The following is a 21966-nucleotide window of genomic DNA, read 5'->3' as shown; positions in this document are numbered from 1 at the left end:
GTAAAGCTAGATCTTTTGCTTTTACAGGCGGAACTGCGCGAAATTGACGTTGGTACCCGCCGGGCGCATGTCCTGCAGGTACGAGTCCTTGTCCGCACTCAACTCCAGGCTCAGCGCGGCCTTGCGCTTGCCCTGGTTGCGCACCACCAGGCCTTCGAGCTTCTCGCGCAGGAACACCGTCGGCACTTTCAAATGCAGCAGTTCGTCGGTATCCGGGGTGTGCATCAGCAGGTGAATCCATTCGTACTGACCAATGGCCAGGCGCGCCACCGGGATATCGAACCACCAGATGTTGCGGTTGCGGTTCAATTCGGTGAAGTGGCAGTTGTTGACGCCAAGCACAGCACCGCCGAGTTCCTGGTTTCTGCGGGCAATGGCCTGCTTTTTATCGAGTTTCATAACATTCCTACGGGATTGGATCTTCAGCGCCAAGGCCTGAATACGTTGCGCATTCTCGGGGGTTGGTCGGCAAACATAAAGCCCAACCTGCACTGAACGATAAAATGTCGCGGTGAAAATAAATGAAACTCCGTGCAAACCACCCCGGTCAATCGTTGTGTAACTACTTTCCCGTTCAATTGTTCACAGGAGAAACACCATGGGCAGCACTGGCGATAAAGTAAAAGGCATGGCCAACGAAGCCGCCGGCAACGTCAAGCAAGGCGTCGGCAAGGCAACTGACAACACCAAACTGCAAACCGAAGGTAAAGTTCAGGAAAGGAAAGGCGAGGCTCAGCAAGCTGTGGGCAAAGCCAAGGACGCGATCAAGAAAGGCGTCGACAAGGCTTGATTCGGCCTTTGACGACTATCAGGAACGGCCATCCGCGGATGGCCGTTTTTGTGTCAGCCTGAACTTGAGCCTGAAAATTGTTTCAAAGTCACCAAGTAGGCTACTTTGATGTAGAAAACGGCCCCTGAGTCGCCACGACTTCACCAATATAGCGGCGAAAGGAGACGCTTATGATTTTCCCGGACATGAAAGGTCTGCCCATCCATCGTGTGATGGTGCGCACGGTCACCGAGTTCGTCGACGACGAGATGTCGACCTATGCCTCGGCGCTGGCCTATCAAATGCTGTTCTCGCTGTTCCCCTTCATCCTGTTCCTGATCGCCCTGATCGGTTTCCTGCACCTGCCGGACTTCTTCTCCTGGCTGCGCCTGCAATCGGAACTGGTCCTGCCGCCCCAGGCGCTGGAACAGGTGAACCCGGTGATCGACCAGCTCCAGCAATCCAAGGGGGGATTGCTGTCGGTAGGTATCGTGATTGCCCTGTGGACGGCGTCTGCCGGTGTACGGCTGATGATGAGCGCAATGAACGCCGCTTACGACGTGGTCGAAGGCCGTCCGGCGTGGAAGCGTTTCCCGCTGTCGATTATCTACACCATCGGCATCGCCGGCATGCTGTTGATCGCCGCCGCGCTGATGGTGCTCGGGCCGCAGGTGATGGGCTGGATCGCTTCACAAGTCGGACTTGAAGACTTCATCGTCATCCTCTGGACCATCGCCCGCTGGCCGGTGGTGGTGATCTTGCTGATGGTGGCGGTGGCGCTGATTTATTACGTCATGCCCGACGTCAAGCAAGAGTTTCGCTTTATCACGCCGGGGTCGGTGCTGGCAGTGGTGGTGTGGATCCTCGCCTCCTTGGGCTTCGGTCTGTACGTCAAGGAGTTCGCCAACTACAACGCCATGTATGGCAGTATCGGCGCGATCATCGTACTGTTGCTGTACTTCTATATTTCCGCTGCCGTGCTGCTGCTCGGTGCTGAAATGAATGCGGTGATCGAACACATGTCGACCGAAGGCAAAAATGCTGGCGAAAAAGTAGCCGGCGAGCCGGAGCCCAAACACCACGTTTCGGGACTGGGTCGGGATCACTCGATCAAGCCGAGCACTGACGAAGTCACCAAATGATCCGTGAAATTCTGAAAATGGGCGATGAGCGCCTGCTGCGCATTGCCCCGCCGGTACCGGCAGAAATGTTCGACAGCCCCGAGTTGTGGCAACTGATCGACGACATGTTCCAGACCATGGAAAGCGTCGGCGGCGTCGGCCTGGCGGCACCGCAGATCGGCGTCGACCTGCAACTGGTGATCTTCGGTTTCGAGCATAGCGAACGCTACCCGGACGCCGAAGCGGTGCCGCAGACCATTCTGATCAACCCGCTGATCACGCCGTTGAGCCCGATCCTCGAAGAGGGATTCGAAGGCTGCCTGTCAGTGCCCGGTATGCGCGGCGCGGTGGATCGTTATCAGCAGATTCGCTACGAAGGTGTCGATCCCAAGGGGCAGCCGATCGTGCGCATCGCCGAGGGGTTCCATGCGCGGGTGGTGCAGCATGAATGCGATCACTTGATTGGCCGGTTGTATCCGTCGCGCATTACCGATTTCAGCAAGTTCGGGTTTACCGAAGTGATGTTTCCGGACCTCGACCCCGCTGCGGACGATTAAACCGACCAATCGCCACATACTTCTCCCGATCCTTATCCCTCCACGTCAACGCGGCCCATGGCGATCATCGGCTTGCTGCGGGCGTAGCGGCTCAGGCGTTCAGCCATCGAGTAGGGCAGGGACGGGTCGAAAGTAAAGCCGCGACGCTCGTAAAAGCCGCGCAGGTCCGGATGACAAAATAGCCACACCGGGCCTTCGAGATCCTTTATGGCCTCAGCGATCAATGCCGCCGCGATTCCCTGTTCGCGGCAAGCCGGGTCGACAAACAAACCCGTCAGCCAATGCCCATCCGCCACCGGACGCAAGCACAGCGCGCCAATGATCTCGTCGCGCCTGGCGACCCACAGTCGAGCATCGCGGACCGCTTTCATCGGCGATTGATGGGCGCGGTAGAACTTGTTCATCAATGGCCACAAGGGCTCGGCGAGCAAGGTGTACTGGGTGTTGGGCATGGTCTTCGACTGTCGGTGTGCAAAGCGGGCGATTATAAAAGAACGCGGGCGCGGGGATAGGTGTATACCTGATCTCACATCCCGTATGAGTGGAGTACGTATCATGGCCAAAGGCATGGATTCAAAAAAAGCGGCAAAGAAGAAACCGGCGAAAACCGCCGATGAAAAGCGCGCGGACAAGAAAGCCAAGAAGGTGGATGTGTTCGGTCATTGATCCCGCGATCGTTCCCACGCTCTGCGTGGGAATGCAGCCCGTGACGCTCCGCGTCCCTAGAGGCATTCCCACGCAGAGCGTGGGAACGATCACCAAATAATCTGCAAGATTTCCCTGCGCCATTGCACAGAAGGGGACTGGTTCCCGATCTGAGCAACGCCATGCCCCATTACTTCGATAACGCCCACCGTGAAGAAATCGACACCCTGCGCCAACGCCTGACCGCTCGCACCGAGTGGCCGACCTGGTTGCTGCTGAGCGGCGTGTACGTCGCCTGGTTCAGCATTGTCCTGGCAAGCGATCGCCTGGGCCTGTGGTGGAGCACGTTGTTGCTGATTCCGCTGGTGGTGCTCTGGTTATCGGTGCAGCACGAATTGCTGCACGGGCATCCCACCCGTTCCCCTGCGCTGAACAAAATCCTCGGCTATGCGCCGTTCGCCGTCTGGTATCCCTATACCCTCTATCGCGACAGCCATTTGCTGCATCACCGTGACGAAAACCTGACCATCCCCGGCCGCGATCCGGAAAGCCGTTACCTGAGCGCCGAGCAGTGGCAGGGCAGTTCGCTGTTCGAACAGGGTATGCACCGGCTGAACAAAACCGTGCTCGGCCGTTTCGCCCTCGGCGCGCCACTGGCCTTGCTGGCGCTGGCCCGGGAAGAACTGCAACGTCTGAGAACAGGTGAACGACAGGCCTGGTTGATGTGGCTGAGCCACGGCGCGCTGACCTTGCTGATGTTGGTATTCATCGCCCGCTGCAGTGTGCTGCCGGTGTGGCATTACCTGTTGCTGATCAGTGTGCCGGCGCTGTCGATTGCTATGATTCGCTCCTATTATGAACACCGTCCCCATGCCGCACCCGAGCAACGCACCGTTATCAATGAAGCCTCCTGGCCATGGCGCTGGCTGTTCCTGAACCTGAACTTGCACCTGGTGCATCACGACTTGCCTGGCCTGCCCTGGTACGACTTGCCCCGCGCCTATCGGGCACGCCGCGAGCAATGGCTGGCGCGCAGTGGCGGGTTTCTGGTGCAAGGTTATGGGCAGTTGTGGCGGCAGCATGCTGTGAAGGCCATCGACAGCCCCAAACACCCGTTCCACTGATTGCGAATGCATTCCCCTGTGGGAGCAAGCCCGCTCCCACATTTGAAATTCGTTGCCTGGAAGATTTTGATGACTCAAGACATCGCTGAATTACTGATGTACGTCGCTCCCGAGCCGATTCGCCAGGCCAACGAACGCTGGCTGACGCGCATCCTCGAGCGACTCGGCACCCTGCGCCGCGATGCCGAAGGGTTGTCGCTGATGGCCCTGTGGCTGTCCCCGAACCTGTTACTGACCCAGACCTGCGGCTATCCGTTAATGACACAACTGCGCGGTAAAGTCCGGGTCATCGGGCGCCCTCGCTATGAGCTGCCGGACAGCAGCGGCGGCAACCATTGCAGCCTGCTGCTGTGTCGCGCCGATGATCTGCGCAGGACCTTGCCGGCCTTTCGCGGCAGCCGCGGTGTGATCAACGGCGAAGACTCCAACAGTGGCATGAACCTGCTGCGCCACCGTCTGGCGCCGCTGCATCGCGACGGACAGTTCTTTTCCCGTGTCGGCATCAGCGGCAGCCATCGCGAGAGCCTGCGCTGGCTGCGTGAAGACCAAGCCGACCTGGCGGCGATTGACAGCGTGACCTTTGCCTACCTGGCGCGGCACGCCGAGGCAGACGTGGCGGGCCTGCGGGTTATGGCTCGCAGTGCCTTCAGTCCGACCTTGCCCTACATCACCGCCGCGACCGCGACTGATAAACAGGTTGAAGAGGTGAGACAGCTGATGAACGAGATGTTGCAGGAGTTGCCTGAGGTAGTTGAAATCCTCGGTTTGCAAGAAGTGCTGCCGGCCAGCGAGAGTGACTATCGGATTGTGCTCGATTATCAGCTGGAAGCCGAAATTTTGGGGTTCGGACGGCTGCGGTGAGGGTTTGAGTGCTGTGTCGAGAGAACTATTTATCGCGGGCAAGCCACGCTCACAGGATTTCGCCGGACCTGTGGGAGCGTGGCTTGCCCGCGATAGCGATTTATCAGACGCCACTTATTCATGATTACTTTATGGAATATAAAAATGCTTTTTAAGTATTATTAATGAATAAGGCTCCTTGCTAGGATTCGCCTTACCGGACCACCGGACATTCAGCGACCCTAACCCTTGGAGCCTCTATGTCCGGCACCGACTTATCCCATCGCAACGACGTGGGCGGATTGTTCCGCGCTCATTACGCCTGGCTGTGCTCACGCTTGCGCCGACATCTGGGTTCCAGCCCGAGCGTCGAAGACATCGCCGCCGAAACCTTCGTGATATTGCTCGAATCCCCGGGGCTGGCCCCGATCCGCGAGCCTCGCGCCTTGCTCACCACCATCGCCCGCCGGTTGATCTATCAACTCTGGCGCCGCCGCGACCTGGAACGCCAACACCTCGAACAGTCGCAACACCTCGATCAGCATCAAGCGGCGTCGCCCGAGGAACTGCTGCAGCTGACCCAGGTGCTGCATGGCCTCGACCGCACGCTTGAGCGCTTGCCGGGCAAGGTCCGGGCCACTTTCCTGTTGTCGCGACTTGAGGGGCTGACCTACCCGCAAATCGCCGCCGAGCTGGGCATTTCCCAGCGTTCGGTCAGCGTCTACATGACCCGCTCCGAAGCACTGTGCGCCCAGCACAGCGCCAATGAATCCTCGAATCCCCTGACCCGGAGGTCCGCATGAGATCGATCAAAACCCTGCTCGGCAGTTCGCTGCTGGCCCTGAGCCTGGTGGCTACCCAGGTTCCCGCCGCAGAAAAAACCGCGCCCATCCACTTCGGCGACATCACCTGGGAAAGCGGCAGCCTGATCACCGAGATCCTGCGGCTGATCGTCGAGAAGGGTTACGGTTACCCGACCGATACCTTGCCGGGCAGCACTGTCAGCCTCGAAGCAGCGTTGGCCAAGAACGACATTCAAGTGATTGGTGAAGAGTGGGCGGGGCGCAGTCCGGCCTGGGTCAAAGCCGAATCGGAAGGCAAGGTATTCGGCCTGGGAGACACGGTCAAAGGCGCGACCGAAGGTTGGTGGGTGCCGGAATACGTGATCAAGGGCGACCCGGAGCGCGGGATCAAACCCCTCGCCCCAGAGCTGAAGTCCGTCGCCGATCTGGCGCGGTACAAGGACGTATTCCGCGACCCCGAAGACCCGAGCCGCGGACGCTTCCTCAACAGCCCGACCGGCTGGACCTCGGAGATCGTCAACAGTCAGAAACTCAAGGCCTATGAGCTGACTGACAGCTTCGTCAACTTCCGCACCGGCTCCGGCGCGGCGCTGGATGCCGAGGTGGCCTCGTCGATCCGTCGTGGCAAACCGGTGCTGTTCTACTACTGGTCGCCGACGCCACTGTTGGGTCGCTTCAAACTGGTGAAGCTCGACGAACCGCCGTTCGACGCCGAAGCCTGGAAGACCCTGGCCGACGCCAACAACCCCAATCCAAAAGGCACTCGCTCGATGCCGGCCAGCCTGGCCATTGGCGTGTCCGCACCGTTCAAGGCGCAGTATCCGGACTTGGTGGCGTTTTTCGAAAAGGTCGACTTGCCGATCGATCTGCTGAACCAGACCCTTGGGCAGATGAGCGAGAAACGCCAGCAGCCGCGTCAGGTCGCAGAAGCTTTCTTGCGTGACCAGCCACAGATCTGGAAGGAATGGGTGCCCGGGGAAGTGGCAAATCGTGTAATCGCAGCGCTTTGACACCGGCTGGTCAATTGAGTCTTCAACGTGGAGCCTGGTTGCGCCGACCGTCGAATCTGTTATTTATGACAGTAGACAGCTAATTGCAGTGCCCTGACTCTGTTCTTGTATCGCGCCGGATTTTCAGCGCTTCAGGGAACGGAGTTTTTCCACATGCAAATCAAATGGCTCGCAGGCTGCGCGGCGCTTTGTCTCGGCGTGGGTGCACTGTTCTATTTCTATGCCAATCAAGCGTCGGGCGAGCAAAGCCGATATGCAGTGTTCAATCCCGCAATGACCGCCGAGCAGGCAGCAGAAATTCAGCTGCAGATTGATCAACAACTCAGTCGCAAATCCGCAGGGCGCCAGGTCAGTACCACTCAAGTGGCTTATGACAACGGGGCCGTCGTGATCACATTCCCGATACCCGGTGACGCGAATCCAACTGATCCCATCTGTGACTATGGTTATTTTTGTGTCTGGGATGGCTGGGATTACACAGGCAGGAAATTGTCGCTGGTCAGCACGCCGGCAAGCCGTCCCGTTAACCTTGCGGACTACAACATGAGCCGTCAGGTTTCGTCCTGGCAGCACAACAATAAAGTTCACACCGTGAAAGTTTTCGGGGTGGATGGGCCTGGCGCGAAGGGCAACATGATAATGAGCAATATCAAGGAAATTGTCCTCGGGAGGGGCTGCTGTCCGTTCAGTAGTCCCGAACAGGCCAGCACTGCAGGCACCTGGACCGAAATATACGCCCAGAGCAGGCTGGTCGAGCAAAACGACAGAATGGTCAGCGTCGCTTTTTCTCCCTTGTTTATTTTGTTTGCCCGGTAGAGAGCATTGTCACTGCGCAAAAGCGGCCCGGGCCGGTGCGCATGGGCGTGGGTCCTTCAAGGCAGCCCGTTGCAGCCATGTTTCAGGAACCCCGGGCGCTGTGCCAGCCGTTGGAAATACTCGTCGATGGCCGGGTAGTCGGGCCGTTCCATGGGCGTCATCAGCCAGCGATTGACCGACAGCCCGATGACAATGTCGGCCACGGTGAACCGTGACCCGGCGACATAAGCCTTGGTGGCCGCGAGCTGATGCTCGAGGATGCCCATCTTCTGGTTCCAGCCGCGTACGCCGGCGGCAATATGATGCGGGTCCTGGAACTCCGGATCCTTGCGCACCAATGCCGTGAACGCATAGCTCCAGGCTGCGTTGAGTTCGGTGGCTTGCCAATCCATCCACTGCTCCACCCGAGCGCGGGCAGCCGGTTCGTGCGGTAGCAGATCGGTGTTCTGGTGTTTGCTGGCCAGATAACGGCAGATGGTGTTGGATTCCCACAGCACGCCGGCCTCATCGATGATCACGGGCACCAGTGCGTTGGGATTGAGCCTGAGAAACTCCGGCGTGTGAGTCGAGGCATAACCGCCGCCCCAATCCTCGCGTTCGTAGGACAGGCCCAGCTCCTCGCAAGTCCACAGAACCTTGCGGACGTTGATTGATGAAGCTTTACCCAGAATCTTCAGCGAATGTTCCATTGAGCTACTCCGTTAGCGGATCAGGCTGCGGAATTTAATAGTGTGCCTGTCAACGGGAGACATCAAGTCAGAAAGCTGTCAGGTACTTTCGCGCACTTTCAACTCAAACCCCATGTCCTGCACCGGTTTGGCCACCGAGTTGCCAGCCAGCAAGGTCAGCATCAATTCCGCCGAACGCCGGCCGATGGCTTCGCGCGGAGTACTGATGCTGCTCAGCCGCGGGACCATGTGGGCCGAGGCCGGCAGGTCGTTGAAGCCGAGGATCGCCACCTGTTCGGGGATTTTGATCCCGCAACGCATCGCTTCGAGCAATGCGCCCTGAGCCAGGTCGTCGTTGCCGAAGAAAATTGCATCGACATCGGGATGACTGGCCATCAATTGCAGAAACAACTCGCCACCCAGTCCGACGGAGGAGGCGCGAGGGGTCAGTATTTCCAGGTCCGGGTCATACAAACCGGCCTTTTGCAGGGCTTTGCGGAAACCTTCGCCGCGCAACAACGTGCGTTGGTCCAGCTGCGCGCCAATGTAGGCCAGGCGCTTGCGACCTCGGGAGAGCAAATGTTCCGCCGCCGTTTCACCGGCGGCAAGTTGCGAAAAACCAACGCAGTTGAGCCCGGCAGCGCTGTCCAGTTCCATCATGTACACGCACGGAATGTTGCTCGCCTCGATCATCCGGCGCGAACTTTCGGTGCGGTCGAAACCGGTCAGCAGCAAGCCGCGAGGTTGATAGGCCATGTAATTGCGCAGCAGGTTTTCTTCTTCATCGCGCGAGTAGTGGAAGTTGCCGATCAGCACTTCGAAGCCCTTGGGGCGTAAAACCTGATGAATGGCTTCCAGCGTATCGATGAACAGCAAGTTCGACAGCGACGGCACCAAAACCACCACGGAATGGCTCTGGGCCGAGGCTAATGCTCGGGCCGCGGGGTTGACCACGTAATTGAGCTCGAGGGCGGCTTTCTGGACTTTTTCCACCAGTTCGGTGGCCACCGTGCTGACGCCGCGCAGGGCGCGGGAGGCGGTGATCGGGCTGACACCGGCCAGGCGTGCGACTTCATTGAGGGTAGGTCGGCCAGTGGTGCGGGTATTTTTATCGTTTTTAGGAGAGGTCATCGGGCGGCTTGCCAAACAAAATTCAAGGCACTAAGGTAGCGCTGTCTCGATGCAGCTGCAAATGCGTGAGCGGGGTCTGCCTGATCCGCGCTTTTTGGCATTGGAGACGAACATGCTGCAACCCACAAAAATGACAAGAAGGCGTCGGCAACTTCTGCTTTTGCTCCAGTGTCATAACCAGCAAAGGTAGCGCTGTCTGCGCGCTGAGGTGTTACATGAATCATCCCATCACAGCCCTGGTCATCATGGGCGTTGCCGGTTGCGGCAAGACGTGCGTCAGCGAGGCCTTGTGCCAACTCAGCGGCGCGACCGCCATTGAAGGCGACTCCTTTCACCCTGCCGCCAATATCGAAAAGATGAGCGCAGGTATCCCCCTGAACGACGAAGACCGTGCCGGCTGGCTCGACAGCCTGTGCGATGAACTGCGCCGCATCGACGCCAAGGGCCAGCGCCCGGTGCTGACCTGCTCGGCCCTCAAACTCATTTACCGTGAACGTCTGCGCAGCGCCTTGCCGGGCCTGGGTTTCGTTTTCCTGGAGCTGACGCCTGAAGTCGCCGCCGATCGAGTGTCTCATCGGCCTGGCCACTTCATGCCGTCAACGCTGATCGACAGCCAGTTCGCCACACTCGAATCGCCGGTGGGGGAGCCCTTGACCCTGGCTCTGGACGCATCGAACCACAGCGTCGAGCAACTGGCGAAGCAGGCACATGTCTGGTGGCAGGCACACGGCCTGAAGCGCGCGGTATGAATGTGCCGCGAAAAGATAGCGCTGTCCTGATGGCTCGCGAATTACCCGCTTTAATAACAACAACAACCAGGAGACACCCCTAATGTTTGGCATGTCCCACGAGACGTTCCTGCTGCTAGACGCAGTGGTTACGGTGATCGGGCTTATCGTCCTGATCACCAAGTTCAAGTTCCACCCCTTCATTGCCCTGATCATCGCGGCAGCCTTTCTCGGCCTGACGTCCGGCATGCCGTTCGGCACCATCATCAAGGCGTTCCAGGACGGCTTCGGCGGGGTGCTCGGTTTCGTCGGGATCATTCTGGCACTGGGGACCATGCTCGGCAAAATGATGGCCGAGTCGGGCGGGGCAGATCAGATTGCCCAGACCCTGATCCGTGCGTTCGGCAAGGACAAGGTGCAGTGGGCGATGATGTTTGCCGCCTTCCTGGTCGGCATTCCACTGTTCTTCGAAATCGGCTTCGTATTGCTGATCCCGCTGGTGTTCATCGTCGCCCGCCGTACCGGCGTGTCGATCATCAAGATCGGTATCCCGCTGCTGGCCGGTCTTTCGGCCGTGCACGGTCTGGTTCCGCCACACCCGGGCCCGCTGCTGGCGATCGGCGTGTTCGGTGCCGACATCGGTAAAACCATTCTGTACGGCCTGATCGTTGCGTTGCCGACGGCCATCATCGCCGGCCCGATCTACGGCACCTTCATTGCCAAATACATCCCCGGTCATCCCAACCAGGAGCTGGTGGATCAACTGGCGCGCGAACCGGATTCAGCCGAACTGCCGAGCTTCAGCATCACCCTGATCACCGTACTGCTACCGGTGTTCCTGATGTTGCTCAAGACCTTTGCCGACGTGGTGCTGCCGGAAGGCAATTTCGCGCGCTCCTTCATGGACCTGGTCGGTCACCCGATCTCGGCGCTGTTGCTGGCATTGCTGCTGTCGCTGTACACCTTCGGCCACCGTCAGGGCATGGGTTCGAACAAGATTCTGAAGTTGCTCGACGCCAGCCTCGCGCCGACCGCCGCGATCATTCTGATCATCGGTGCCGGCGGTGGCTTCAAGCAGATGCTGGTGACCAGCGGTGTGGGTGACGTGATCGGCCACATGGCGGTGAACGCACAGATCTCGCCGATCCTGCTGGCCTGGCTGGTGGCGGCGGTGATCCGTATTGCGACCGGTTCGGCGACCGTGGCGACCATTACCGGCGCGGGCATCGTGGTGCCGGTGGTGGGGATGATTCCGGGTGTGAACCGTGAGTTGCTGGTGCTGGCGACCGGTGCCGGTTCGTTGATCCTGTCCCACGTCAACGACGCCGGTTTCTGGCTGGTGAAACAGTACTTCAACATGACTGTGGCGGAAACCTTCAAGACCTGGACGGCGATGGAAACCATCCTGTCCATCGTGGCGCTGGGCTTTATCCTGCTGTTGTCGATGTTCGTCTGACCTGATCGCCAAACACAAAAAAACCGCTGCGATGCGGTTTTTTTGTGGCTGATGGATTTCAAGGGCGTTACGGGACACTGTGGGAGCGAGCTTGCTCGCGATGACGGCATCACATTCAAAACATGTTTTGACTGTCAGCCCGCTATCGCGAGCAAGCTCGCTCCCACAGGTTTTTGTGTCAGGCGTTGGATTTGGCGGCCAGCCCATCCGCCCGGAACATCCCGCGAATCCCGCGCACGGCTTGACGAATCCTGTCCTGGTTTTCGATCAGCGCAAATCGCACGTGATCATCCCCGTATTCACCAAACCCTACACCCGGCGAGACGCAAACCTTGGCCTCGGCGAGCATTTTCTTGGCGAATTCCAGCGAGCCAAGGTGGGCGTAGGCCTCGGGAATCTTGGCCCAGACATACATCGATGCTTTCGGGTTTTCCACCATCCAGCCCAGTTCATGCAGGCCTTTGACCAGCACATTGCGACGCTGGCGGTATTGCTCGGCGATGTCTTTGACACACTGCTGATCGCCTTCCAGTGCAGCAATGGCGGCGACTTGCAGCGGGGTGAAGGTGCCGTAGTCGTGGTAGCTCTTGATCCGCGCCAGGGCGTTGACCAGTTCGGCGTTGCCGACCATGAAACCGATGCGCCAGCCGGCCATGTTGTAGCTCTTGGAGAGGGTAAAAAACTCCACGGCGATGTCCTTGGCGCCGGGCACTTGCATGATCGACGGCGCTTTCCAGCCGTCGTAAACGATGTCGGCGTAGGCCAGGTCGTGCACCACCAGAACGTCGTACTGTTTGGCGAGGGCGATCACCCGCTCGAAGAAGTCCAGCTCGACGCACTGGGCGGTCGGGTTGGACGGGAAGCCGAGGATCATCATTTTCGGTTTCGGGATCGAGCCGCGAATCGCGCTTTCCAGTTCGGCGAAGAAGTCCACGCCCGGTATCAGCGGCACCGACCGCACCTGGGCGCCGGCAATCACGGCGCCGTAGATATGAATCGGGTAGCTCGGGTTCGGCACCAGCACGGTGTCGCCCTGGTCGAGGGTCGCCAGCATCAAATGCGCCAGGCCTTCCTTGGAGCCGATGGTAACAATGGCTTCGCTTTCCGGGTCGATGTCGACCGCGTAGCGATCCTTGTACCAGTTGGAAATCGCCCGGCGCAGACGCGGGATGCCCTTGGACGTTGAATAGCCGTGGGTGTCTTCGCGCTGGGCGACGGTGACGAGTTTGTCGACGATGTGCGGCGGCGTCGCCCCGTCCGGGTTGCCCATGCTGAAGTCGATGATGTCTTCGCCACGACGACGGGCGGCCATCTTCAGCTCGGCGGTGATGTTGAATACGTAAGGGGGGAGTCGATCTATGCGCGCAAAGCGGCGCGGCGAACCTGGGTTGGCCATTGTTGCCTCGGATAACGTGAGCGCCCGGAACCGTCCGAGCGACGCTGGCCACTGCGGTGGCCTGTGGCGGAATGTACGGGCAGCTGTGGCAAACTGTCCAGCGTCTATGTAAACAAATTTGTCCGAAGGAAATCGGTTGATGGAATTTACCAGTGGCTTTTTGCTGAGCCTTTCGCTGTGCCTGGATATCGGCGTGGCCAATATCGCGATGATCACCCTGGCGATGCAACGCGGCTATTTTCAAGGCTTTGCCCTGGGGTTGGGGACCTGTGTCGGTGACCTGATCTATGCGGTGCTGGCGCTGGCGGGCATGACCGTTTTGCTGCAATACGAGACCGTGCGCTGGGTGCTGTGGATCGGTGGCTCGGCGTTGCTGGTGTACTTCGCGGCGAAGATGATCTATTCGGCCATCCACCATGAGGCGCTGTTGGCCGAGACTGCCGAGGTAGGACACAACTCGCACCGCAAAGAGTTCTTCCGCGGAATCTTCTTGGCCATGTCGTCACCTAGCGCCATTCTCTGGTTCGCGGCGGTGGGCGGCACGCTGATCGCGCGTTCCGGCGGCGACGGTGCCCTCAGTTCGGCGCTGTTTCTCGGCGGCTTTCTGTGCGCCGGGGTGCTCTGGTGTGTTGGTCTGTGCTTCGCTGCGAGCCATGGCGGCAAGCTGCTGGGCGACAAGCTGCTGCGGTATTCTTATATGGCATCGGCAGCGATCTTCTGCTATTTCGCGGTCTACGTGATCCTATCGGGTTATAACGAGTTTATCGGCTCCGGCGCCGTCGAGCAGCTGCACGCACTGTGATTGGGCGAATCGCGATTGGCTTCTATACTCCCAGCCGAACCCACTTTTTTCGTACCAGGAGTCGAGTCATGGATGAGCAAACAGGCGTCAAACCGGCCGGGCCACGCTTTGAAAACGGCCACTTCCTGCTCATTGCAGGGCTTGGTGGACGGTTTACTTCGCAAACCACCCAAGCGATCCCCGACCTCTGGCAGAAATTCGTTCCCGAGATTGGCAACATTCCCGGTCAGAAAAGCGAAGTGACCTACGGCATTTGTTGCAACCCGGACGGCAAGGGTGGTTTTGAATACATCGCCGGCGTCGAAATCAGCAAACTCGACGACCTGCCTGACAAATATCGTTGGGTAGAGGTTCAGCCTCAGCACTACGCCGTGTTCGAGCACAAGGGCGCTCTGGATACCTTGCCCCAGACCTTTCAGTACATCTGGAAAACCTGGCTGCCGCAGTCCGGTTATCACGCGGCGGATGCCCCGGAATTCGAACGCTACAGCGAAGACTTCAACCCAAAACTCAACACCGGCGTGCTGGAAATCTGGTTGCCGCTCAAGGCGTAATGGCTGGATCGAGAGGGGCGAATCAGCGATTCGCCCCTCGATGTCGAGCTGACGCTGCTTTATGATCCCCAGCCTTTCCCCCGCTGACTCGAGCCGACATGAACGCCGTCATTCGCCACGTCACCCCCGCTGACCTGGACCGCTGCTACGCCATCGAAACCCTTGCCTACGAAGGTGATGAGGCCGCGACCCGGGAGAAAATAGCCACCCGCATCGCCACCTGGGCCGAGGGGTTTATCGTTGTGGAAGTGGACGGCGTCGTCGCCGGTTTCATCAACTCCGGAGCAGCGTTTCAGGTGGAAATGTCTGACGAGGCGTTCAAGGAACTGATCGGCCACGACCCGGCCGGCCCGCACGTGGTGATCATGTCGGTGGTGGTGCATCCGGATTTTCAGGGACAAGGCCTGGCAAAACGCTTGATGGCTGAGTTCATCGAGCAGATGCGCGCGTTGAACAAGGCCAGCATCCACCTGATGTGCAAGGAGCGGCATATTGCGCTCTACGCGGGTTTTGGCTTCGCCTACATCAAACCTTCCGCCTCCGACCATGGCGGGATGGCGTGGCATGAGATGGTGTTGAAGCTCTGACTCAAGCGGTGAGCGCCCACGTAAAAAGCCCGCTCTTTCGAGTCGGGCTTTGTGTTTCAGTCACGCAAGCTCTTTGTAGAAGAAAGGCTCAGTAATCTCCTCCCAAACAAATCACAACGCCGTAGTGATAAGGTTTATTGGTCATGGTTCGGGTGATCCTGGAGGAGCACCGCAGCGGGACGTTGCCGATGGATTTGATAGTATGTTCTCTTTGAGCAATGGTGTTCGGCGAAAAGGATAAAGCCTCGTAATCTTTCCTTACCTTCAATAGTGTTGAAAATTCAAATGCCTGGTTGTCGCCTTTATAAGTAAAGCTGTGTCTTGCTTGTGTCGAAGTTCGCCCTCTGGCAAAGAAAGGGATTTCTTCGCGCAGGACGAACGAGAGATAGTCCCAAGGCGGGATGCCATATTTTTCCGGCTCTGCGCCTGTGTCCCAGCTGGCAGCAGTCAGTTCAAAAGTTTCAGCCGTACCATTGTAAAAGTACAACATGACGTGGCTATGCGAGGTGACACGTTTAACGTTATTCCAGACGCCTGTTTCTTCTTCCTTGGCGTCGTTGATGATTTCTTGAAACTCGCTTTCGAGGTTGGAGTTGTCAGTATCGTCCATGATATTTTGCTCTTGTGAGTCAGGATTGTGTTTCTGAAGATAGTGGGGCTTTAATAATCTCGCTTGTCAGATGTGTAATGATTTATTGCATGTAACCAGCCGTTGTTGGTGGATGACGAAACCTGCGATGCCGTTAGTATTGAGTTGTCGCATGCAATAAAAAAGCCCCGGCTCTTTCAAGTCGGGGCTTTTGCGTTTCAGAGGTTGAAACTTACAACGTAGGGTAGTCGATGTAACCAACCGGCCCCTTGGCGTAGAACAATTCAGGACGGGCCTCGTTCAACGGCGCATCGGCCTGCAGGCGTGCTGGCAAGTCGGGGTTGGCAATGAACGGCACGCCGAAGGCGACCGCATCGGCCTTGCCGCTGGCCAGCCAGGCGTTGGCACTGTCTTTGGTGAAGCGTTCGTTGACGATGTACGGGCCGCCGAAGGCTTCCTTGAGGAGTGGGCCGAGGCTGTCGCCGGCTTCTTTTTCGCGCGAGCAGATGAAGGCAATACCCCGCTTGCCCAATTCGCGAGCGACGTAGGTGAAGGTTTCAGCCAGGTTGTCGTCGCCCATGTCATGAGAGTCGGCGCGCGGTGCCAGGTGCACACCGACGCGGCCAGCGCCCCAGACTTCGATCGCGGCATCCGTCACTTCCAGCAACAGCCGCGCACGGTTTTCCAGGGAGCCACCGTAGTTGTCGGTACGCTGGTTGGTGCTGCTTTGCAGGAACTGGTCGAGCAGGTAGCCGTTGGCACCGTGAATTTCCACGCCGTCGAAACCGGCGGCCTTGGCGTTCTCGGCACCCACACGGTAGGCGTCGATGATGTCGGCGATTTCAGCGGTTTCCAGGGCGCGCGGCGTCGGGTAGTCGGCCAGTGGACGAACCAGGCTGACGTGGCCTTTAGGCTGGATGGCGCTCGGTGCAACGGGCGCTTCGCCGTTCAGATACGACGCGTGGGACACCCGGCCGACGTGCCACAGTTGCAGGAAGATCTTGCCGCCCGCGCCGTGGATCGCTTTGGTCACGTTGGTCCAGCCCCGCACCTGGTCGTTGGACCAGATGCCCGGGGTGTCTGGATAGCCGACGCCCATCGGCGTGACCGAGGTGGCCTCGCTGAGGATCAGGCCGGCCGAGGCACGTTGCACGTAGTACTCGGCCATCAGCGCGTTGGGCACTCGGCCTTCGTCGGCGCGGCAGCGGGTCAGGGGCGCCATGATGATGCGGTTGGCCAACTCGAGGTCGCCCAGTTTGATCGGATCGAAAATAGTCGTCATGCAATACAACCCTCGTGAGGTATCAGTTGATCAGTTGGTAGCAGGGGCCAGTTCGGGATTGCCGCGCTGACGGAACGTAATCAGGGTCACCAGCAGGGCGAGTACCGCCAGTGCGGCTGCCGCGAGAGGCACGCTGGTCAGGCCGAAACCGTGGGCGATGACGCTGCCGCCGACCCAGGCACCCAAGGCGTTGCCGACGTTGAAAGCGCCGATGTTCAGGGTCGACACCAGGTTCGGTGCGGCCTTGCCGTAGGTCACGACGTTCACTTGCAGGGCGGGTACGGCGGCAAAGCACGCGGTAGCCCAGAGGAACAGGGTGATTTCGGTCGGAATCAGCGCGACGCTGGTCCAGGTCAGCACGGTAGAGATCACGGCCATCGAGATGAAGACGCCAATCAGCGTTGCAGCCATGCCTTTGTCAGCCAGCTTGCCGCCGATGATGTTGCCGACGGTCAGGCCAAGGCCGATGAGCATCAGGGTCCAGGTCACGCCTTTGGGTGAGACGCCAGTGACATCGCCGAGCAGCGGGGCGACATAGGTGAACAGGGTGAATACGGAAGCCGCAAACAACGCCGTCATGCTCAGGGACAGCCAGATCCCGGCACCTTTCAGGGCACGCAGTTCGGCGCGCATGTCGAGCTTCTCTTCATCGCGCTTGGCCGGCAGGAAGCGGATCAAGCCGATCAGCGCAATCACACCGATCACCGTCACCGCCCAGAACGTCGAGCGCCAGCCGGCTTCCTGGCCGAGCGCGGTGCCCAGTGGAACACCCAGCACGTTGGCCAGGGTCAGGCCGGTAAACATCAAGGCTACGGCCGAAGCGCGCTTGTTCGCCGGCACCAGACCTGCCGCCACCACCGAACCGATGCCGAAGAACGCACCGTGACACAGGGCAGTGACCACCCGGGCGAACATCAGTACGTTGTAGTCACTGGCCACTGCACACAGCAGGTTGCCGATGATGAAAATGCCCATCAACGCTACCAGGGCGGCCTTGCGTGGCAATCTGGAGGTGGCCAGTGCCATGAACGGCGCACCGATGGCCACGCCCAGGGCGTAACCGGTCACCAGCCAGCCGGCGCCCGGGATCGACACACCGAGGTCGGCCGCCACATCGGGCAGCAGGCCCATGATGACGAACTCGGTGGTGCCGATGGCGAAGGCGCTCAAGGCCAGAATGAGTAGCGAGAGGGGCATTGTTCAGTTCCTTGTCGGAGCGCTGAGCTCTTTGACGATGGCGTCGAGGAACGCCTGGATCACGTCCTCGTTGCGTTTGAAGAAGTGCCATTGACCGGCTTTCTGGCTGCTGATCAGTCCCGCCCGTTGCAAGGTCGCCAAATGTGCGGACACGGTCGACTGCGACAGGCCGCAGCGTTGATCGATCTGTCCGGCGCAAATGCCGTACTCGTGGTTGTGCAGCTGTTCCGGGAACTGCGTTTTGGGGTCTTTCAGCCAGATGAGGATGTCTCGGCGTACTGGGTGTGCCAGCGCTTTTATTATTTCGTCGAGGTCGATGGTCATGGGTTTGGGCTCGTGATGAGTAAAACGCTATATCGCGATGAGGCGAACTTTAAATCGGTACTTCGCGATATACCAATATAATTTTGGTCTGATGACCGTGTAAATCGGTATATCGGGTTATAACGATATGTTGGTTGTCCAGATGTAAAGCCGCAGTGCTAAGCTGCGCCCATGAACTATCTCGCACATCTGCACCTCGGTGGCCAGCGCCCCGGTCAATTGCTCGGCAGCCTGTATGGCGATTTCGTCAAAGGACGGCTGCAAGGGCAGTTCGATCCGGAGATCGAGGCCGCCATCCAGTTGCATCGCAGCATCGACGTGTTTACCGACCGCCATCCGTTGGTTGATATCTCATTGTCGCGATTTTCCATCACCCGTCGGCGTTACGCCGGGATCGTGCTCGACGTGTTTTTCGACCATTGCCTGGCGCGGGACTGGACGCTGTATGCCGACCAACCGCTGGAGCAATTCACTTCGGACGTGTATCGGGTGTTGTCCGCCGAGCCGCAATTGCCGGAACGCCTGGCGATGATCGCGCCGCATATGGTGGCCAATGACTGGTTGGGTTCTTATCGGGAGTTTGCGGTGCTAGAGCAGGTGCTGCGGGGGATTTCACGGAGGCTGACGCGACCGGAGGAGCTGGCCGCAGCGATGCAGGAATTGCGGGTGTTGTATGAACCCTTGAGTGAGGACTTCCGGTTGTTTTATCCGCAACTTCAGGACTTCGCACGAACCAATGTGGGAGCGAGCTTGCTCGCGATGAGGCCATAACAGTCAGCATTGATGTTGACTGTTCGATAGCTATCGCGAGCAAGCTCGCTCCCACAGGTTTCTCTGCTGAATCAGAGAAGTGTGTCAGGCCGCAATCGCAGGGCGCATTGGCACTTGCTGGGTTTGCGGAACCGCCCCAAACAACGCCTTCTGCACCGCCTGCTGCGCTTCAAACGCCAGCGCGGCCCGCTCGCGACCTTCACAAGCGATGGGTTTGAGCAGATGAATCTCCACTTCCCCCCGATCATTGGCAAACAAACGCATCAAGTGCGAGAGCAAATCATCATCGCCAATGAAGGGTGCCAGGGAATCGAGCTCACCGTCACGCAGATAACGAATTGCCACCGGTTGCAGTTTCACGTCGGAATCGATCGCCGCCGACAGCAGACGACCGTGGAAGGTACGCAACGAACGACCATCGGTGGTGGTGCCTTCCGGGAACATCAGCAGCGGATGTTCCTGCTCCAGATGGCGGGTCATCTGTTTGCGGATCAACTGGCTGTCGCCCGACCCGCGACGGATGAACAGGCTGCCGGCCTTGGCCGCCAACCAGCCCGCCACGGGCCAGGTGCGCACTTCGGCCTTGGACAGGAACGACAGTGGCGTGAGCATGCCCAGCAGCGGAATGTCGGTCCAGGACACATGATTGCTGACCCAGAGCATCGGCGCTTTCGGCAATTCCCCGTGCACGGTCACGCGAAAGGGCAGGGCATTGCTCAGGCGCGCCATGAAGAACCGCGACCAACGCTGGCGGCGGATCATCGAATGGGCGATCCCCAGACGTTCGAATAGCCCGAACACTCCGGCCATGGTCAACCCCAGCGCAACCACCACCAACACTCGCGCAATTCGCGCGTACACCCGCAACCGGCTCATCACACGGCCGCCTTGAAGTGCTTGGCATAACGCGGGCAGAGTTCGTCGCGCTTGAGCAGGATGAACACGTCGGCGACCTGGAAATCTTCGTCCCAGCACGGTTCACCGCAGATCTTCGCGCCCAGGCGCATGTAGGCCTTGAGCAGCGGCGGCATTTCGGCGATGACGTTGGACGGGATGTCCAGGGCCGGCAGTGGTTTCTTCGGTTCGGCCCGCAGGTGTTCGGTGCACAGGTAGCGTTCGCGCAGGCGCTGCATGATCGCGTGGGCCTGGATGCCACCGTCCTGCATCGGAATGCTCGCGCAACCCATCAAATAGCTGTAGCCGCCCTGGTTCAGCACTTCGGCCAGTTCGCCCCAGAGCACGGCGATGGTGCCGCCGTTGCGATAAGCCGGGTCGACGCAGGTGCGGCCGATTTCCAGGATCGGGCCTTTCAAGTGGACCAGGCCATGCAGGCTGAATTCTTCTTCGCTGTAGAACTTGCCCAGACTGCTGGCAGCCGTATGGTCGAGCAAGCGGGTGGTCGCCACCAGGCGCCCGCTGTTCAGGTCACGCACACCGATGTGGGCGCAGTGAACATCATAGTCATCCATGTCCAGTCCCAGCTCCGCGCCTTTCAGTTTGGCGTTGAATTCGCCGCTGAACACGTTGAAACGCAAGGCCTGGGCTTCCTGCAAGGCCTCGACGCCCACCAGGCGTTCGGCTTGCAGGCGGCGTTCATTGCCGGTGTCGCTGATGCGGGCGATCTGAGTCATTGCGAGTCTCCGTACGGGCTGTTCACCCGTCGTGGGTTGCAGCCGATCGACTTTCTTTATGCAGCCGTGTTGTGCAAAGTCAGGCTATGTAGCCCCGGTGTCATCGCCATGAAGCTTTGGTGATGCTTATATGACAGCCCACAAGGAGCCTCTTATGCCCTGGCAAACCCTGTTGAACCGCCACGATCGCTTGCTCGCCAATCCGGACCTGGGCGAAGGATTCGCGCACTTGCAGCATCGGCTGGGCACGGTGACGCCGTTTGAGTTGGCCGTGCTGGGCGGGCGCCTGATGGCAACGCCGGGGCTGGCATTTCTGGTGGGGTATCAGGCGGCGTTGCGGATGCTCTGGCCCAGCGCGCCGCCGAGCCTCGGCGCGTTATGCGCGACGGAACAGCGCAGCCTGCGGGTGGCGGACATGCAGACCCGCCTGGGCGGATTGCGCGTCAGCGGGCGCAAGGATTTCGTCACCGCTGGCGATGCGGCCGACTGGTTGCTGGTCGCGGCCCGCAGTGAAGACACCGGCGAAACCCCGCGCCTGAGCCTGGCAGTGGTCTATCCCGATGAACCGGGCGTGCGCCTGGAAAAACTGCCGGCGATTCCTCTGATGCCCGATATCAGCCATAGCCGGTTGATTCTCGATGGTGCGTCATGCGAATTGCTGGCGGGGGATGGCTGGGATGCTTACGTCAAACCGTTCCGCACCCTCGAAGACATCTACGTATTGAGCGCGATGACGGCCTGGCTGTATGGCGTCGGTCACGACAGCGACTGGCCGCAATCGCTGCAATTGCGCTTGCTGGCGCTGCTGGCCGGGTGCGCGGAAGCCAGCCGCCAGGCGCCGAACAACCCGGCCGGGCATGTGTTGCTGGGGGGATTGTTTGCGCAGTTCGATGGGCTCAAGACTGAAGTGAATCAGGCTCTGGCCGATGGTCCGCCGAATTGGGCCGCGATGTGGCAGCGGGATCAGGCGGTGATGGATTTGGCGGCGGGGGCCAGAGGCAAGCGGTTAGCCAAGGCACTCGCTGGATTGTCGTCTGGCTGAAGGGCCTCATCGCGGGCAAGCCCGCTCCCACATGATCTGCGTCGTGCACAATATTTTGCACACCGCAGATCCCTGTGGGAGCGGGCTTGCCCGCGATGGCGACCTCATTGACGACACATACTC

The 21966-nt window shown here is 59.4% G+C and carries 26 protein-coding genes; 15 read left to right on the top strand and 11 right to left on the bottom strand.

What is annotated here, in order from left to right; all coding sequences use genetic code 11:
- Positions 1-21: 21 nt before the first annotated feature.
- On the bottom strand, positions 22-399 hold the full coding sequence (locus ACA067_RS25625) for a hypothetical protein (protein WP_150748059.1): 378 nt from the start codon (positions 397-399) through the stop codon (positions 22-24).
- A gap of 199 nt (positions 400-598) precedes the next feature.
- Between ACA067_RS25625 and ACA067_RS25620 the strand changes: the two genes are divergently transcribed.
- The 3 genes from ACA067_RS25620 (at position 599) to def (ending at position 2447) form a co-directional block, all read left to right on the top strand.
- Entirely contained in the window at positions 599-790 is a 192-nt protein-coding gene (locus ACA067_RS25620; RefSeq protein WP_497459062.1) for a CsbD family protein, read from the top strand.
- A 170-nt stretch (positions 791-960) separates the two neighbouring features.
- Positions 961-1911 (top strand): YihY/virulence factor BrkB family protein, encoded by a 951-nt coding sequence (locus tag ACA067_RS25615; protein ID WP_497459061.1) that lies wholly within the window; start codon positions 961-963, stop codon positions 1909-1911.
- Positions 1908-2447 (top strand): peptide deformylase, encoded by a 540-nt coding sequence (gene def, locus ACA067_RS25610; protein ID WP_497459060.1) that lies wholly within the window; start codon positions 1908-1910, stop codon positions 2445-2447. The genes ACA067_RS25615 and def overlap by 4 nt, the downstream gene beginning before the upstream one ends.
- Positions 2448-2479: 32 nt before the next feature.
- On the opposite strand, the gene ACA067_RS25605 is transcribed toward def, so the two are convergent.
- Positions 2480-2899: a GNAT family N-acetyltransferase gene (locus ACA067_RS25605; RefSeq protein ID WP_497459059.1), complete on the bottom strand. Its 420-nt coding sequence runs from the start codon at positions 2897-2899 to the stop codon at positions 2480-2482.
- Between the two features lie 375 nt (positions 2900-3274).
- On the opposite strand from ACA067_RS25605, the gene ACA067_RS25600 reads away from it, so the two are divergent.
- The 5 genes from ACA067_RS25600 (at position 3275) to ACA067_RS25580 (ending at position 7685) form a co-directional block, all read left to right on the top strand.
- On the top strand, positions 3275-4216 hold the full coding sequence (locus ACA067_RS25600) for a fatty acid desaturase (protein WP_497459058.1): 942 nt from the start codon (positions 3275-3277) through the stop codon (positions 4214-4216).
- Positions 4217-4285: 69 nt separating this feature from the next.
- On the top strand, positions 4286-5077 hold the full coding sequence (locus ACA067_RS25595; RefSeq protein ID WP_497459057.1) for a phosphate/phosphite/phosphonate ABC transporter substrate-binding protein: 792 nt from the start codon (positions 4286-4288) through the stop codon (positions 5075-5077).
- Positions 5078-5316: 239 nt separating this feature from the next.
- A complete protein-coding gene (locus ACA067_RS25590; RefSeq protein ID WP_497459056.1) occupies positions 5317-5859 on the top strand; it encodes a sigma-70 family RNA polymerase sigma factor in 543 nt (180 codons plus the stop codon).
- Positions 5856-6869: an ABC transporter substrate-binding protein gene (locus ACA067_RS25585; protein WP_497459055.1), complete on the top strand. Its 1014-nt coding sequence runs from the start codon at positions 5856-5858 to the stop codon at positions 6867-6869. Before ACA067_RS25590 ends, ACA067_RS25585 begins: the two co-directional genes overlap by 4 nt.
- Before the next feature lie 153 nt (positions 6870-7022).
- The gene (locus tag ACA067_RS25580; protein WP_497459054.1) at positions 7023-7685 is read left to right on the top strand and encodes a peptidase inhibitor family I36 protein; all 663 of its coding nucleotides are present in this window, start codon (positions 7023-7025) and stop codon (positions 7683-7685) included.
- Between the two features lie 56 nt (positions 7686-7741).
- Here the strand turns inward: ACA067_RS25580 and ACA067_RS25575 are convergent, their stop codons facing one another.
- Complete coding sequence (locus ACA067_RS25575) at positions 7742-8374, bottom strand: glutathione S-transferase family protein (protein WP_497459053.1); 633 nt, start codon at positions 8372-8374, stop codon at positions 7742-7744.
- A gap of 78 nt (positions 8375-8452) precedes the next feature.
- Positions 8453-9484 (bottom strand): HTH-type transcriptional regulator GntR, encoded by a 1032-nt coding sequence (gene gntR, locus ACA067_RS25570; RefSeq protein ID WP_497459052.1) that lies wholly within the window; start codon positions 9482-9484, stop codon positions 8453-8455.
- A 215-nt stretch (positions 9485-9699) separates the two neighbouring features.
- Between gntR and ACA067_RS25565 the strand changes: the two genes are divergently transcribed.
- Complete coding sequence (locus ACA067_RS25565; protein ID WP_497459051.1) at positions 9700-10233, top strand: gluconokinase; 534 nt, start codon at positions 9700-9702, stop codon at positions 10231-10233.
- An 82-nt stretch (positions 10234-10315) separates the two neighbouring features.
- Positions 10316-11668: a GntP family permease gene (locus tag ACA067_RS25560; RefSeq protein ID WP_497440327.1), complete on the top strand. Its 1353-nt coding sequence runs from the start codon at positions 10316-10318 to the stop codon at positions 11666-11668.
- 178 nt (positions 11669-11846) lie between these two features.
- Here the strand turns inward: ACA067_RS25560 and alaC are convergent, their stop codons facing one another.
- Positions 11847-13064, bottom strand: a complete 1218-nt coding sequence (alaC, locus tag ACA067_RS25555) for an alanine transaminase (protein ID WP_497459050.1) — start codon at positions 13062-13064, stop codon at positions 11847-11849.
- A gap of 139 nt (positions 13065-13203) precedes the next feature.
- Here alaC and ACA067_RS25550 point away from each other — a divergent pair, with 139 nt between their 5' ends.
- The 3 genes from ACA067_RS25550 (at position 13204) to ACA067_RS25540 (ending at position 15007) form a co-directional block, all read left to right on the top strand.
- Entirely contained in the window at positions 13204-13866 is a 663-nt protein-coding gene (locus ACA067_RS25550) for a LysE family translocator (protein WP_497459049.1), read from the top strand.
- A 68-nt stretch (positions 13867-13934) separates the two neighbouring features.
- The gene (locus ACA067_RS25545; RefSeq protein WP_497459048.1) at positions 13935-14420 is read left to right on the top strand and encodes a GyrI-like domain-containing protein; all 486 of its coding nucleotides are present in this window, start codon (positions 13935-13937) and stop codon (positions 14418-14420) included.
- Between the two features lie 98 nt (positions 14421-14518).
- A complete protein-coding gene (locus ACA067_RS25540) occupies positions 14519-15007 on the top strand; it encodes a GNAT family N-acetyltransferase (RefSeq protein WP_497459047.1) in 489 nt (162 codons plus the stop codon).
- 88 nt (positions 15008-15095) lie between these two features.
- On the opposite strand, the gene ACA067_RS25535 is transcribed toward ACA067_RS25540, so the two are convergent.
- The 4 genes from ACA067_RS25535 to ACA067_RS25520 form a co-directional block, all read right to left on the bottom strand.
- Positions 15096-15617: a hypothetical protein gene (locus ACA067_RS25535; protein WP_497459046.1), complete on the bottom strand. Its 522-nt coding sequence runs from the start codon at positions 15615-15617 to the stop codon at positions 15096-15098.
- A 211-nt stretch (positions 15618-15828) separates the two neighbouring features.
- Positions 15829-16878 (bottom strand): alkene reductase, encoded by a 1050-nt coding sequence (locus tag ACA067_RS25530; protein WP_497459045.1) that lies wholly within the window; start codon positions 16876-16878, stop codon positions 15829-15831.
- Between the two features lie 30 nt (positions 16879-16908).
- A complete protein-coding gene (locus ACA067_RS25525; protein ID WP_497459044.1) occupies positions 16909-18075 on the bottom strand; it encodes an MFS transporter in 1167 nt (388 codons plus the stop codon).
- Between the two features lie 3 nt (positions 18076-18078).
- Positions 18079-18399: an ArsR/SmtB family transcription factor gene (locus ACA067_RS25520; RefSeq protein WP_074874210.1), complete on the bottom strand. Its 321-nt coding sequence runs from the start codon at positions 18397-18399 to the stop codon at positions 18079-18081.
- Between the two features lie 171 nt (positions 18400-18570).
- Between ACA067_RS25520 and ACA067_RS25515 the strand changes: the two genes are divergently transcribed.
- Positions 18571-19170 (top strand): acyl carrier protein phosphodiesterase, encoded by a 600-nt coding sequence (locus ACA067_RS25515; protein ID WP_497459043.1) that lies wholly within the window; start codon positions 18571-18573, stop codon positions 19168-19170.
- Positions 19171-19254: 84 nt separating this feature from the next.
- On the opposite strand, the gene ACA067_RS25510 is transcribed toward ACA067_RS25515, so the two are convergent.
- Both ACA067_RS25510 and olsB read right to left on the bottom strand, forming a co-directional pair.
- The gene (locus tag ACA067_RS25510) at positions 19255-20046 is read right to left on the bottom strand and encodes a lysophospholipid acyltransferase family protein (protein ID WP_497459042.1); all 792 of its coding nucleotides are present in this window, start codon (positions 20044-20046) and stop codon (positions 19255-19257) included.
- Complete coding sequence (olsB, locus tag ACA067_RS25505) at positions 20046-20801, bottom strand: L-ornithine N(alpha)-acyltransferase (RefSeq protein ID WP_497459041.1); 756 nt, start codon at positions 20799-20801, stop codon at positions 20046-20048. Before olsB ends, ACA067_RS25510 begins: the two co-directional genes overlap by 1 nt.
- Positions 20802-20955: 154 nt before the next feature.
- Between olsB and ACA067_RS25500 the strand changes: the two genes are divergently transcribed.
- On the top strand, positions 20956-21843 hold the full coding sequence (locus tag ACA067_RS25500; RefSeq protein WP_497459040.1) for an acyl-CoA dehydrogenase middle domain-containing protein: 888 nt from the start codon (positions 20956-20958) through the stop codon (positions 21841-21843).
- Positions 21844-21966 lie beyond the last annotated feature (123 nt).

Source organism: Pseudomonas sp. LBUM1674 (assembly GCF_059695635.1).
Note: the sequence above shows the minus strand (reverse complement) of the source record. Positions and strands in the feature narration are given on the sequence as shown.

Excerpts from the sequence above, each read along its gene's own strand:
- ACA067_RS25625 (WP_150748059.1), bottom strand. The coding sequence starts at position 399 with ATGAAACTCGATAAAAAGCAGGCCATTGCCCGCAGAAACCAGGAACTC.
- ACA067_RS25620 (WP_497459062.1), top strand. The coding sequence starts at position 599 with ATGGGCAGCACTGGCGATAAAGTAAAAGGCATGGCCAACGAAGCCGCC.
- ACA067_RS25615 (WP_497459061.1), top strand. The coding sequence starts at position 961 with ATGATTTTCCCGGACATGAAAGGTCTGCCCATCCATCGTGTGATGGTG.
- def (WP_497459060.1), top strand. The coding sequence starts at position 1,908 with ATGATCCGTGAAATTCTGAAAATGGGCGATGAGCGCCTGCTGCGCATT.
- ACA067_RS25605 (WP_497459059.1), bottom strand. The coding sequence starts at position 2,899 with ATGCCCAACACCCAGTACACCTTGCTCGCCGAGCCCTTGTGGCCATTG.
- ACA067_RS25600 (WP_497459058.1), top strand. The coding sequence starts at position 3,275 with ATGCCCCATTACTTCGATAACGCCCACCGTGAAGAAATCGACACCCTG.
- ACA067_RS25595 (WP_497459057.1), top strand. The coding sequence starts at position 4,286 with ATGACTCAAGACATCGCTGAATTACTGATGTACGTCGCTCCCGAGCCG.
- ACA067_RS25590 (WP_497459056.1), top strand. The coding sequence starts at position 5,317 with ATGTCCGGCACCGACTTATCCCATCGCAACGACGTGGGCGGATTGTTC.
- ACA067_RS25585 (WP_497459055.1), top strand. The coding sequence starts at position 5,856 with ATGAGATCGATCAAAACCCTGCTCGGCAGTTCGCTGCTGGCCCTGAGC.
- ACA067_RS25580 (WP_497459054.1), top strand. The coding sequence starts at position 7,023 with ATGCAAATCAAATGGCTCGCAGGCTGCGCGGCGCTTTGTCTCGGCGTG.
- ACA067_RS25575 (WP_497459053.1), bottom strand. The coding sequence starts at position 8,374 with ATGGAACATTCGCTGAAGATTCTGGGTAAAGCTTCATCAATCAACGTC.
- gntR (WP_497459052.1), bottom strand. The coding sequence starts at position 9,484 with ATGACCTCTCCTAAAAACGATAAAAATACCCGCACCACTGGCCGACCT.
- ACA067_RS25565 (WP_497459051.1), top strand. The coding sequence starts at position 9,700 with ATGAATCATCCCATCACAGCCCTGGTCATCATGGGCGTTGCCGGTTGC.
- ACA067_RS25560 (WP_497440327.1), top strand. The coding sequence starts at position 10,316 with ATGTTTGGCATGTCCCACGAGACGTTCCTGCTGCTAGACGCAGTGGTT.
- alaC (WP_497459050.1), bottom strand. The coding sequence starts at position 13,064 with ATGGCCAACCCAGGTTCGCCGCGCCGCTTTGCGCGCATAGATCGACTC.
- ACA067_RS25550 (WP_497459049.1), top strand. The coding sequence starts at position 13,204 with ATGGAATTTACCAGTGGCTTTTTGCTGAGCCTTTCGCTGTGCCTGGAT.
- ACA067_RS25545 (WP_497459048.1), top strand. The coding sequence starts at position 13,935 with ATGGATGAGCAAACAGGCGTCAAACCGGCCGGGCCACGCTTTGAAAAC.
- ACA067_RS25540 (WP_497459047.1), top strand. The coding sequence starts at position 14,519 with ATGAACGCCGTCATTCGCCACGTCACCCCCGCTGACCTGGACCGCTGC.
- ACA067_RS25535 (WP_497459046.1), bottom strand. The coding sequence starts at position 15,617 with ATGGACGATACTGACAACTCCAACCTCGAAAGCGAGTTTCAAGAAATC.
- ACA067_RS25530 (WP_497459045.1), bottom strand. The coding sequence starts at position 16,878 with ATGACGACTATTTTCGATCCGATCAAACTGGGCGACCTCGAGTTGGCC.
- ACA067_RS25525 (WP_497459044.1), bottom strand. The coding sequence starts at position 18,075 with ATGCCCCTCTCGCTACTCATTCTGGCCTTGAGCGCCTTCGCCATCGGC.
- ACA067_RS25520 (WP_074874210.1), bottom strand. The coding sequence starts at position 18,399 with ATGACCATCGACCTCGACGAAATAATAAAAGCGCTGGCACACCCAGTA.
- ACA067_RS25515 (WP_497459043.1), top strand. The coding sequence starts at position 18,571 with ATGAACTATCTCGCACATCTGCACCTCGGTGGCCAGCGCCCCGGTCAA.
- ACA067_RS25510 (WP_497459042.1), bottom strand. The coding sequence starts at position 20,046 with ATGAGCCGGTTGCGGGTGTACGCGCGAATTGCGCGAGTGTTGGTGGTG.
- olsB (WP_497459041.1), bottom strand. The coding sequence starts at position 20,801 with ATGACTCAGATCGCCCGCATCAGCGACACCGGCAATGAACGCCGCCTG.
- ACA067_RS25500 (WP_497459040.1), top strand. The coding sequence starts at position 20,956 with ATGCCCTGGCAAACCCTGTTGAACCGCCACGATCGCTTGCTCGCCAAT.